A 12,085-nucleotide genomic window follows, 5' to 3' on the forward strand; every position below is an offset into this window, starting at 1 on the left:
GATATGGCTTACGAGAAATTATAGCAGAAACAGGAAGTATTCAGGTTATTCACATCACCGTGTTCCCGTCAGATTCCTCACAGAGCATGAGACGCCTTTGCAGGAAATACATTAGAAAATTGGAGGCTGCCCCTGCTGCAAAAACGGCCATGATGCGTCTTTAATTGATAAATCAATGACTTCTAGAGGCCATGAGATCCCAAGCAGTGGATCGTTGTAGCACAACCCTCCTTCCGCGCTGGGCGTATAAGCTGCGCTCACAGGATAAAAAACCTCTGTATTATCAGTAAGTGTTTGAAATCCGTGAGCGAATCCGGGTGGAACGTACAGCATATGATGATTTTCTGCACTCAGGACAAAAGACTCGTGTTTCAGATAGGTCACGGAATCTCCACGAAGATCCACGATTACGTCGGCAACCCTGCCTCTGGTGCATCGTATGAGCTTGGCCTCGGCGTGAACGCCACGTTGAAAATGAAGTCCCCGAACCGTCCCTTTATTCCGTGAAAATGACATATTATGTTGTACAAAATCGGAAATCAGACCATGTTGCGTGAATTCCTCCCGGCACATCATCCGGGAGAAAAAGCCACGATTATCCTCTATCAGTTGTGGCTCGATAATCATGGCATCCTTCAGTGTGGTTTCATGAAAGATCACAGGCACCCTCCATGATCATCTCGCGTGGTGCAAACTCCCTCTCCTGCTCGGTATAAAGACAATCGATGGTTCTTCCTTCCGGCAGATCAATATCTGCAAAGGTCAAAGGGCGATCACGAGGAACGTGTCTACGAACCGTAGAACCTATGGCAAGACCGAGAGGAATAAGATTTTCCGCTCTTATGGTTTCGATATTTTCAATCATTCCATAGGCTTCGAAACCACCGAGTTCGGCGATTGTCTCACCCGGGACCAGGTCTTTCTTGGCCAGAGCGATAACGCCGACAACAGGGCCAGCTTGCGGCGCAAGCGTCGCGTCGCCGAACAGAACGGCGCGCGCCACAGACCCAGGAACTTCAAAATGACACAGATGAAACGGGGTGTAGAAGCAATAATAGGGCCCCGGTCCCATCTTGTAATAATTCAGAAAATGACGCTGCTTTACGTCATCCATCGTCCCAAGCACAAAAACACCCGGCCCTGGTCGTGCCCCGATCACATAATCGACCACTCCAGGTCCCCCCGCCGCAAGATGTGCGTCCAGAAGTGGAGAAAAAGCTTTCGCAACATCTTCAAGCGGCACCAATGGCGTATCAGGATTGCCGCCAGAGAAATCGGGACCAAGCATGCCGCGCTGGGCTACTTTCATACCTGTGCCATTGGCAATCACTGTCTGCTCAAAGGAGATCTTGGTTCCATCAGCAAAAGATGCCGCCATGGCAGGCTGCAGACCCCATTTTTCCGCAAAGGATATCTGCGTGTCCGGCGTGCGATAAGGATCGTAGAGTCCCTTGATGCTGCCGCACAAAACCGGACGCACGCCGATCCCCTTCATGAAGCGAACCAGATTCATCATGACGCCCGGCTGATCACCATCGCCCGCGGTATAGACGACGTTGGCGAGGTCAGCTTTCTTTTTCAGAATAGGGCCAACCGTTCCATCAAGCTCCGCGTTTACCTGAATCAGATGTTTGCCACCTTCGATCGCTGCCAGCGCTGCTCTGGCAGCGTATTCCATGGAACCAGTCGCCTCGATGATCGCATCGATTCCACTGGCCTGAGCCAGAAGCACCGGATCGCTGGTCACTACCCGCTGCCCAGACGCAAGGGCACGTTCAAGCGACTGAGCGTCCGGACACCACACTGGCTCAAGTCCCAACTCTTCAAACAGGGCTTCACCATGGGCGCGTGTACGGTTGCAAACAGCCACTACGCGCATCCCGGGTGTGGCTGTTTCAATGGTGCGCGCGATGGCCTTCGCCTGCGTCCCTGCACCAATCAGGGCTACTGTCACTGGCCGCCCTTCGGCTTCGCGACGCTTTAATGCCGTATCGACAATAATCATGTTCCGGCTCCAGATTTATTACTATGAAGTTCTAGGACAGAGTGGTTTTCGTCGGGACATTCTCAGTCGGACCAGACTTTCCACGGGGCAGCCCCCGTTGCCCATGTGGCCTCCAGAACCTGCTTGTCACGCAGGGTGTCCATATTTTGCCAGTACCGATCATGCACAAAGCTCGACAGCTTCCCTCGCTCGATCAGCCTGCTCATCGGTTCTGCTTCCCATGTCGTCAGATCGTCATCGATTAGGTCGAGAACCTGCGGTTCGCATACGAAGAAACCGCCATTGATCAATCCACCATCACCGGCGCGCTTCTCACCGAAGCCGCTTACCGACATCGCATTATCAGTAAGCTCCAGCGCGCCAAAGCGACCGGGCTGCACTACGGCTGTCAGTGTACACCAAGCGGCACGCGACCGATGAAATGCCAAAAGATCAGCAATATTCACGTCACTTACACCATCACCGTAAGTGAGACAGAACGTACTGTCCTCAAGATAACGACGTGCACGGAGAATGCGTCCACCTGTCAGGGATTCCAGTCCTGTATCCAGTATTGTGACGCGCCAGTTGTCGGTCTGGGCTTCCAGCCAGCGCACATCCCCCGTGCCGAGGTCTATGGTGAAATCGCTGCGCGAAGAGCGATAGCGCATGAAATAATCACGTATGAAATCTATGCGATAACCACCAAGAATGACAAAATCAGAGAACCCATAATGGGAATATATCTTCATGATATGCCAGAGTATTGGTCGTCCGCCGATTTCAGCCATAGGCTTGGGGCGGATCATTGTCTCTTCACTGAGCCTTGTACCGAAACCACCAGCAAGAATTGCGACCTTCATCTATTTTTTTCCTTTTGCCGCAAAACATTTTTAAAGCGATTACCTTGAAGACAGAGCTGTTTTCAGCTGGTGACTATCAAGGATGGGGATATTCAAATTCAGTAATTACATTGGGATTGCTCCTCGCATCGCCAGACAAGAGAACGATTGAGTCGTCCGGCAGCCATATGGCTCTCCAGAACTTTCAGTCGTATCAGGCTTGAATCGCGAAATTCCTTGTCCTCAAAGCCCATTCCGACCAGACCGGATTTAAGATGAGAAATCGAATCCTCAAGAGTCATCTTGGGCTGGTGATTGGGCGCCAGTGACTTGTACAAACCGAAATCGACCTGATACGATCGGCTATCAACTGCTGAATTTTTGTTTATATTTAGCGCGGTGCCCGGCAAGGCCTGGGCGACAGCCTCAGCAATCTGACGGACCTGATAATTCCGCTCATCGCTGCCTACGTTTACGACCAGATAACGTCCGCCATTATCTGGCGAACGACTCACCGCCCAGTCCACCGCCCGGGCCATATCAAGTGTGTCAATCAGCGGTCTCCAGGGCGTTCCGTCCGAAAGAATGCTTATTTTTCCAGTAACCATCGCAGAAGCGACAAAATCGTTCAGCACAAGATCCAGTCGAAGGCGATCCGACATACCGCAGGCTGTGGCGAAACGCAGACAAGTGACTGTCATGGCGCTATCAATCTGCTCCAGTGCTTTTTCCGCACCGATCTTGGATTTTGCGTAAGTAGTAACCGGGTTGAGCGGATCCCTCTCCCTGCGGGGACCACCCTCGGCAACTCCATAAATACTGCAACTGGATGCAAAGACGAAGTGTTTTACACCGGCCGCAGATGCAGCCCGCGCCAAGGCTACCGTTGCATTTTGATTGATGTCGAGCGTGACATCCTGAAACCTGTCCCCCATGGGATCGTTCGAAATTGCGGCAAGCTGAACGACAGCATCGTAACCTGCAAGAAATCCATCTGAAAAATCCCTGACATCTCCAAAAAACTGGGTATCAAGGGCTCTCTCGGGCAGACGCGCAACTCCTGTGAGGCAATGAGCAAAGTAAGCATTGTCAAAACCATGTAATACATTCTGTGGCCATGTCCGCCTTAACTGCGCCGAGACGGCAGGCCCCACGTAACCCATATTTCCGACGATCAGAACTCGCATGTTCGCCTTCTCTCACTTGTATCAAAAGAGCCGAATTTCAATCAGTTACGTCAGCAACCCTGTGGCTTTGTAGCGACATTATTGACCTCTCAAAAAATATACTTGCGGTGACATGTGACAATTTACAAAAAAGATTTCTACAAACATGGCTTTCTGAAATAAATACCTATATTTTCTCTACACACTGAAGGTAAATATAAATACTCACTTAAAAATAAAAGTAATAAAACAGAGTAGACTTCATTTGTTTTAGAGCCCTTTTGGAAATTCACGGATGAGCGTTTCGGCGTAGCATGAGGCTTCCCATGGCGATGTGGATCATGGCCTCTGCGACGTCGATCCGCTGTTCGTAGTCCTTCACAAGGCGACGCCAGCGGATCATCCAACCGAAGGTCCGTTCCACAACCCACCGACGCGGCAGGATTTCAAACCCTTTTGCTGTCTCTGACCGCCGGATGATCTCGACTGTGAAGTCGAGAAAAGTGGCCTTATCCATCAACTGGAGGCGGTCATAGGCTCCATCGGCGAACAGGTGCTTCACCCAAGGCCAGCGTTTACGAATGGCATCAAGGATCATCTGTCCTCCTGCACTGTCCGAAATATCGGCTGTTGTCAGCTGGACCAGGAGAAGGCGGCCATCCGTATCAACTGCGATGTGACGTTTCCGACCGACGATCTTCTTGCCTGCGTCATAACCACGTGTCTTTGCGTGGGGTGCCTTGATACTCTGGCTATCAATGACACCACCCGATGGACTGGTTTCGCGTCCTGCCGCTTCACGATCAAGCATCAGACAGACATCATGAATGGTCTGGAACAGGAAACGGCGCATCAGCCTGCGGAACCACCAGTAAACCGTTTGCCATGGGCCAAAATGAACCGGAAGCATCTCCCAACCGCAGCCTGAGCGCACGAGATAGCGCAGAGCATTGATGATCTCACGGAAATCGGTTGTCCGTTTCCGACCACGCCGGTTCGCAGGGGGCATCAGAGGCGCTATGCGCTCCCATTCCTCATCTGTCAGATCAGACGGATAGCGTTTCGTCTTGCGTGTAATTTCGGCCATGCGGCCTCGTTGTGCTGGCGTCCACATCCTGCCTTTGAATCACGCTCAAAACCTCTTGAAAACCTATCATAGCGAATTTCCAAAAGGGCTCTTAGAGATCAATCCAAACCATAATTCATCTGGAACAGAAAAATTAAACCTAAACACAACTATTTTAGGAATATACAAAAAACTTACAAACTATCTAATATCATCAGAAACTGACATCAATTTCCGTCGTATTATTTTCGTTTATTCCTTATCTTAGAAACTGATCCGGACCTTCTTCGCTTTCACATGTTTTTATTTATTTTTAAGAATAACCGGATATGCAGCTACGTTACACATAAAATAGAAAGCATGTCATCAAAAATGTAGCGAACAACACTATAGAATGACATCGCGCCGCATACTGCGACGCCTTATAACTTATTAATTTTATTGAATAAAAAAAATTAAATTAATTGATTTTAATAAATAATAAACCAGCATCTTTACAGAATTTACCATATATTTAGTACGGATTCTTGTGATCACACTCTCTATTTCGTGATCGCTCAATCGCCTCATCGACATTTCCTTTTTACTATAATCACGCAAATGTAGGGCGTGACGTCTGAATGGGACGTTGGTGTAGTGTGGGTTGATTATTCTTCTTTCTTTGAAAGAAAGGCGATCATGGTGATGGCCGTGCATGACGCGATCTGTCATGTGTTTGCCTTTATTTGATCTCGTCTTTTTTGTAATAACACTTCGGATGAAGACAATAATGATCGCTCGTATAGTGGGAATAGGAACATGCTTGCAGGCAAGAGCAATGCAAGCCTTGCCGCATATCCTATGACTGCGGTTCCTATGAGTATCGGATTGGGATCGTAGATTTAGGAGGGATCGACATTCAGGATTCCCAAATGGGGTGAAGGCTGATTCATAGGCATCCGTGTTGAGGCGCGGAGCGAATGATGGGGATCAAACGGTATGAGTTGAGCGAGACGCAGTGGTCGCGGATTGCCTCGCTGGTTCCGGGCAAGGCGTCTGATCCCGGCCGAACGAGTGGGGATAACCGTTTGTTCGTAAACGGATGCTTGTGGGTGCTGCGCTCTGGCGCCCATTGGTGCGATCTGCCGGAACGCTATGGCAAGTGGAAGACGGTGCATCGGCGTTTCAGCCGCTGGTGCCATGCCGGCGTGTGGGAGCGGGTATTCGAGGCGCTGACGGCAGACCGCGATAACACGTATCTGATGATCGACAGCACCATCGTTCGCGCCCACCAGCAGGCCGCGACCGGAAAAGGGGGGCCAAGGATCAGGCGCTGGGGCGTTCCCGAGGTGGACTGACGACCAAGATCCACATGCTCGCCGACACGTTCGGCCGGCCTTTGCGTTTCCGTATCACGCCTGGGCAGGCCAGCGACATCGCTTCCGCGTCCGATCTGCTCGAAGGTCGGCGAGGTGGAGCGGTTCTTGCCGACAAAGCGTATGACGGCAACGACTTACGCAAACGGATCGCAGACATGAACGCCGAGGCGGTGATCCCATCCAAGCGCAATCGCAAGGTCACCATCTCGCACGACGCAGGCATCTACAAGCATCGCAACCAGATCGAACGCTGCTTTGGACGCCTTAAGCATTTCCGTCGCTTCGCTACCCGCTACGACCGACGCACCATCCACTTCACAGGCTTCGTCCATCTCGCCGCTGCCATGATATGGCTACGCTGAATGTCGATCCCGCCTAGCTGTCGGCGTTTTAAGGATTGTGCATGTCGTCATGCGACGTTCCGGTGCGTATAGCATTGTGCGGGTCCTGCGCTGTGGGCGCACTGACCTCTAAGGGCTGGCATGGATTACGTAAAAAGCTTTTTACTCACGGATTGTTTTAACATTAATCTTTGGATTTCCGACGACTTCTGCCATCTTGTTCTTCAGGTGGATGAGCAATCACGGCGGCAGGATTCTGCACTTGCAAGACTGGTGACCGAGACAGGAATTTCCGAATCGACATTAAGAAAACAGTGAAGGAAGGGATGACATGACGACAGACATCGCTATCGTTCGACTGTATATTGTCAGTAAATACATATCCTTTGCTGATACTGGCATTCCCGTCGATCGCGCCAGTTTCCACGAGACTGAAAGGCATGTGAGAAGCGATTTCTCTGCTGCGCGTGTCGCAACATGACATCGTTCGGTCTGTCGGAGGCGAGCAAGACCAGACCATGCCGCCATCAGTATCAGATCTTCGTCGTCGGAAGGAATGAGTCAAAAGTAATCCTGATAGCCCACGGCAGTTGGGTTATACGGTTTGTAAGCCCATGATAGCTGCAGATATTTCGTTAGCGAGCGAAAAAGATAGAAGCTATCCAATGCTTCAATTGCTGCGCATGCTCGTCGCACTCAGTATTTTTACCGGTCACTGGGGGGAAGCCTATGTGGGGCGGTTGTGGCCTCAGGGGCAGATCGCCATCGACATTTTTTTCATGATCGAAGGTTTCCTCGCAATGGGCTTTCTATCACAGCCCACTGTTATCAGTATGAACAGGTGGCAGATTATCCGCAGCCGCCTCGTTCATATCTATCCGGTTTACGCCATCGCACTCGTAGTCAGCTTCTGTTCCTTCGCTCCGCAGGCACTCGCCAATGCGGGGGGATGGACGATCACAAACTGGGTCGGCGCTTTCATTTCCGGTCTTGTCCTGATGCCTTTCTTCTCCACTCTCGTTTATGGCTCGGTCTTCCCGCTCAATCCACCCAGCTGGGCTATCGTGCTGGAGTTGTTCGGTTTTGCCCTTCTGGTCTGTCTACGTGTTCATGATGCTCCCAGACGGTTGTTTGTTCTATGGATTGGCGCGGCTTTCATCTACTTCACCCTGAGCATGATGTGGCGCGATCTCAATGCTGGCTGGGCATCAGTGCATTACTGGGGTGGATGGCCTCGTATGATTCTGAGCTTCGCCGGGGGCGCATGGTTGCGCCATCTGCATGCGGAGTATGGGGCGCGCACCCCGAAAATCCACCCAGTCACCGTTCTCGCACTATTCGTTGGCATGCACCTGCCGAAAATTCACCTCATCGGCGCGCCATTACTGGGCATCGGCGTACCTCTGTTAGTGTGGTTAGGTGCATCATGCCCATGCCCCGCCTGGCTCGAAACCGTCGCAGCCTTTGCCAAAAGGAACACGCTCTCGATCTATTTGCTTGGCTATCCCATCATGATGATCTGGCGATACGCCAATACCATCTTCATGGTGCCTCTTTCTTTCGCCGGAAGTCTCGCAGGATTGGCTCTGGTTCTTGGCAGTTTGCTGGTTGCAGGTATGATTCTGACTTACATAACGGAAAACATGACATTAGAGCGCGAAGTTTGATGAAGCTCGCACTCTTGCTTGATCTGTGATTGTGACCCTGTAGCATTCCGTAAAGACAAAACTATTCTCCCAAATATCACCAATGATCAGATCAAGACGGCGAATAAGACTTGCACCGAAGTGAATGAAAAACCTTGGAATCAGACTTACAAGAATGTGGGCATCCAGTGGAAATCGGTAAACACTGGCACGACCATGAATGATTCGGGCCTTCTTCCCTATGAAGCGTGGAAGCAAAACACCCTGAACCCTACGTAGGTCCCTAACGGCACCATCTGGTACGATCACTGGGAAGAACAACGACATTGCTACCAGTGACAAGACCCACGATCTCAACGTCAGTAGTTATCGTGCCAACCCTAATGCCGGCGCGGCGCGCGTGGAAGCCAGCGTGGACAAAATAATGGGATATAAAACAGATCGGTCAAAAATAGAAAAAGAGCCGGTAGTCTCATTCGAAGCAATAGCTATAAACAATATACTCTTGATCTTGCCGTGCCGCATCTCATCGATCCAGATATAATGGAAGCACAGACAAGGTAGCATCATGAAAAAGTTCAAAAAGATTATCAAGCGTCGTCATCCATTCGGTACAAAATATAAATCCTGTCAGATCAACCGCACTGATCGTTGGATTTCCGTTGTGTCAAATGTGATTTTTGGTGGATTGCACTTTTCTCCGACCGGTTTCGCGGTCCATTCGTCGCGTGATGTCACGCCCGAATGGATCGGCGCGGCTGTCCGGCAGGCCCTTGATACAAGCGAATATCTGACGCCAATGGAGGACATCGAACGAGAACCTCTCATCCTCATGAAAGCCAGCTCGAACGAGCGGCGCCTCGCCTTCTGGGAAGATCTCGCCAGCGCCTATGGCTACAAAAACAGGGAAGCGACCTGGAACAAATATGATTCCCTGTTTGTTCGCTGGTTCTACGAAGTAGAACCGGACATCGAAATCGTTTCCACCAAAAGCTCCAGAACAGGAGCCCATTCGGCCTGGCCCAGAAATATGAACGAAGGCAGAGTGTTTCATGTGCCTTTCGCCGCGTCCGATGCTGAAATCGGCGACATGGTACTCAGGACGTTCTCACGCTGTGAAGGTCCCGGCAAATCAACAGAGCCGCTGTTTCCGTAAAAACGATCTGAAAAAGTTGCCAAAAAAAACTTTCAGAAGCTTATACTTCTGAAAGTTCCTCTTTGAATAACAGGATTTCAGGGAGAAACATTGGCCCCCAAAACCTTTAGAAACTGGGACAGCCACGCCGGATGTGCTGGCCACGCCGGGGCCGTCACCAGCTCTCCGTCCGTAATGGCTTCCGTTACCGGAATATCGACATACGTCCCACCAGCCATCTCAACTTCCGGACGGCAGGCTGGATAAGCCGAGACCTTACGCCCCTTCACAATACCAGCCGCTGTCAGAATCTGGATACCATGACAGATGCAGGCGATTGGGCGATCTGAAAACTCTTTGACGATATCAAGGACTCTCTGATCGAGACGCAGATATTCCGGCATCCGTCCGCCCGGCACGACCAGTCCGACATAATCATCGAGAACAACCTTGTCGAAGTCCGCTGTCAGGGCGAAGTGATGACCGGGTTTCTCGCTATAGGTCTGGGCGCCTTCAAAATCATGAATGGCCGTAATGACCTTGTCGCCTTTCTTCTTGTCCGGAGACACGACGTCAACGGTGTAACCCACCATGGTCAGCGCCTGATACGGAACCATGATTTCGTAATCCTCGACGTAATCACCAGCAAGCATCAGAATCTTGATATCGTCGGCCATGTCGTCGTCTCCTTTATCGTTCCTGCAGACGGGGCATAAGCTCCACAAAATTGCAGGGCATGTGGCGGCTGTCGAGTTGGAACACCAGAATGTCGTCCCAGCCGTCTTTCACTGCACCGCTCGAACCGGGAAGCGCAAACAGGTAAGTACCGCGCGCCACGCCCGCCAAAGCACGTGACTGGATCGTGGATGTGCCGATCTTCTGATAGGACAGCATCCGGAACAGTTCGCCAAAACCTTCGATACGTTTTTCTATCACACGTTCGAACGCTTCGGGCGTGACATCGCGACCGGTGACACCAGTGCCACCGCTTGTAATCACGACGTCAATCTGGGAATCGGCGATCCATTCTTCCAGACGCGCGACAATCCTGTCAGCGTCATCGGGTTCGATCGAACGGGCCGCCAGCACATGCCCGGCGGCCTGAAGGCGATCGACAAGGATCTGGCCGGACTTGTCCGTTTCCAGAGTGCGTGTATCGGACACCGTCATCACGGCGATCCGGACAGGCAGAAAGGGTTTTGTTGTATCAATGCGCGTCATGCGCACAGCATATCTTGAGAGAACGGCAGGGCGTCAACAACTGCCCTGCCATACCGTATCAGATATAATGTTCCGCCAGCGGTGCGAAGCCGTTGAAACGGGTCGCGCAGTAGGTGGAAACGTAGGCGCCCGTTCCAAGAAGCTCGACACGATCACCGGATTCGAGAGCGAGCGGCAGTTCGTAATGCGTCTTCTCGTACATGATATCCGCGCCATCACAGGTCGGACCGGCGAGCGCCACCGCGCCTGTCTGCCCACCATCACGCGGCGTACGAATCGCGTAACGGATCGCCTCGCCTTCCGTTTCGGCCAGACCACCAAAGCGGCCGATATCGAGATAGACCCAACGCGGACCGCCTTCGCGTCCACGCTGGCTGACCAGCACGACTTCAGCGGAAACCACGCCAGCAGCGCCAACGATAAAGCGACCCGGCTCGATCAGCATTTCCGGCAGGGCATTGCCGAAGTGCTTTTTCATCGCCGTCGAGATCGCCTCACCGAAATCGTCAATGTGCGGCACGTCCTCACGGTAACGGATGGGGAATCCGCCGCCGAGATTGACCATGCGCAGATCGAGACCGGCTTCAGACAGATCGGACACCAGAGCGGCGACACGGCTGATCGCCATTTCGTAGCTACCGGTTTCAACCTGTTGGCTTCCCACATGGAAGGACAGACCATACGGATCGAGACCAAGATCGCGGGCCTTGAGCATCAGTTCGCGGGCGCTTTCGACCGTCGTGCCGAACTTGCGGGACAGCGGCCATTCGGCTCCGTAATTGTCCACCAGAAGACGGCAATAAACCTTCGAGCCTGGCGCATGCTGGGCGAGCTTGTTCAGCTCTTCCTCGCAGTCAAAGACAAAGAGACGGACACCGGCGGCATAAGCGGCCTTGATCGCGCCGACTTTCTTCACGGTGTTGCCGAAAGAGATGTCATCAGCGTCTGCGCCTGCATTCAGGCACATTTCGATCTCTTCCCACGAAGCCGCATCGAAGCTGGAACCAAGGGAGACCAGTCGGGTCAGGATCGCCTCGGCCGGATTGGCTTTCACGGCATAATAGATGCGGGCAAGAGGAAGTGCGACCTGAAGGGCACGATAACGGTTTTCGACCTCATCGACATCGACGACGAGGCACGGGGTTGCGGGTTTTTCTTCCGCAAGAAACTGAGAGATTTTGGGTGTCATCGCACCTATCCCTTGCTGGCCTGCCAGATAAGGAGCCGTGGCAGGCTGTGTTGCGAAACGGTCTAACGGACCAGCGACCAAGACTGAATCCCGAAGGATCCCAGTTGCCAGAACGCTTGACGTCGTTGCGTAACCTC

Annotated in this window: 11 protein-coding genes and 1 pseudogene; 4 read left to right on the forward strand and 8 right to left on the reverse strand. The window is 52.0% G+C overall.

The features are described 5' to 3' along the window. Window positions 1–111 precede the first annotated feature (111 nt). From rfbC to EMQ_RS05060, 5 genes are all read right to left on the reverse strand, one after another. Window positions 112–660, reverse strand: a complete 549-nt coding sequence (gene rfbC, locus EMQ_RS05040; protein WP_026200196.1) for a dTDP-4-dehydrorhamnose 3,5-epimerase — start codon at window positions 658–660, stop codon at window positions 112–114. Beyond that, window positions 647–2,005: an NAD(P)H-dependent oxidoreductase gene (locus tag EMQ_RS05045; protein WP_010669117.1), complete on the reverse strand. Its 1,359-nt coding sequence runs from the start codon at window positions 2,003–2,005 to the stop codon at window positions 647–649. Before EMQ_RS05045 ends, rfbC begins: the two co-directional genes overlap by 14 nt. A 62-nt stretch (window positions 2,006–2,067) precedes the next feature. Then, window positions 2,068–2,847: a glucose-1-phosphate cytidylyltransferase gene (gene rfbF, locus EMQ_RS05050; protein WP_010669118.1), complete on the reverse strand. Its 780-nt coding sequence runs from the start codon at window positions 2,845–2,847 to the stop codon at window positions 2,068–2,070. A gap of 98 nt (window positions 2,848–2,945) precedes the next feature. After that, on the reverse strand, window positions 2,946–4,013 hold the full coding sequence (locus EMQ_RS05055; RefSeq protein ID WP_018308366.1) for an NAD-dependent epimerase/dehydratase family protein: 1,068 nt from the start codon (window positions 4,011–4,013) through the stop codon (window positions 2,946–2,948). A gap of 268 nt (window positions 4,014–4,281) precedes the next feature. After that, window positions 4,282–5,106, reverse strand: a complete 825-nt coding sequence (locus EMQ_RS05060) for an IS5-like element IS12528 family transposase (RefSeq protein ID WP_081617470.1) — start codon at window positions 5,104–5,106, stop codon at window positions 4,282–4,284. 914 nt (window positions 5,107–6,020) lie between these two features. Between EMQ_RS05060 and EMQ_RS05065 the strand changes: the two are divergent. The 4 genes and pseudogenes from EMQ_RS05065 to EMQ_RS05080 all read left to right on the forward strand — a co-directional run bounded on the left by EMQ_RS05065 (window position 6,021) and on the right by EMQ_RS05080 (window position 9,559). After that, window positions 6,021–6,778, forward strand: a pseudogene (locus tag EMQ_RS05065) (IS5 family transposase). 310 nt (window positions 6,779–7,088) lie between these two features. Continuing rightward, on the forward strand, window positions 7,089–7,238 hold the full coding sequence (locus tag EMQ_RS05070) for a hypothetical protein (RefSeq protein ID WP_010666322.1): 150 nt from the start codon (window positions 7,089–7,091) through the stop codon (window positions 7,236–7,238). 133 nt (window positions 7,239–7,371) lie between these two features. Next, window positions 7,372–8,424 (forward strand): acyltransferase family protein, encoded by a 1,053-nt coding sequence (locus tag EMQ_RS05075; RefSeq protein ID WP_231367992.1) that lies wholly within the window; start codon window positions 7,372–7,374, stop codon window positions 8,422–8,424. A 547-nt stretch (window positions 8,425–8,971) separates the two neighbouring features. Further along, on the forward strand, window positions 8,972–9,559 hold the full coding sequence (locus EMQ_RS05080; RefSeq protein ID WP_010666324.1) for a contact-dependent growth inhibition system immunity protein: 588 nt from the start codon (window positions 8,972–8,974) through the stop codon (window positions 9,557–9,559). A gap of 77 nt (window positions 9,560–9,636) precedes the next feature. Here the strand turns inward: EMQ_RS05080 and EMQ_RS05085 are convergent, their stop codons facing one another. From EMQ_RS05085 to EMQ_RS05095, 3 genes are read right to left on the reverse strand one after another with little or no spacing between them, the layout of a single operon-like run. Beyond that, window positions 9,637–10,215, reverse strand: a complete 579-nt coding sequence (locus tag EMQ_RS05085) for a DJ-1/PfpI family protein (RefSeq protein WP_010666325.1) — start codon at window positions 10,213–10,215, stop codon at window positions 9,637–9,639. A 13-nt stretch (window positions 10,216–10,228) separates the two neighbouring features. Continuing rightward, entirely contained in the window at window positions 10,229–10,759 is a 531-nt protein-coding gene (gene moaB / locus EMQ_RS05090; protein WP_010666326.1) for a molybdenum cofactor biosynthesis protein B, read from the reverse strand. A gap of 58 nt (window positions 10,760–10,817) precedes the next feature. Further along, window positions 10,818–11,948: a type III PLP-dependent enzyme gene (locus EMQ_RS05095; RefSeq protein WP_018308364.1), complete on the reverse strand. Its 1,131-nt coding sequence runs from the start codon at window positions 11,946–11,948 to the stop codon at window positions 10,818–10,820. Window positions 11,949–12,085: the final 137 nt, after the last annotated feature.

The sequence above is a fragment of the Acetobacter aceti NBRC 14818 genome, from assembly GCF_000193495.2.
Classification (GTDB): domain Bacteria; phylum Pseudomonadota; class Alphaproteobacteria; order Acetobacterales; family Acetobacteraceae; genus Acetobacter; species Acetobacter aceti.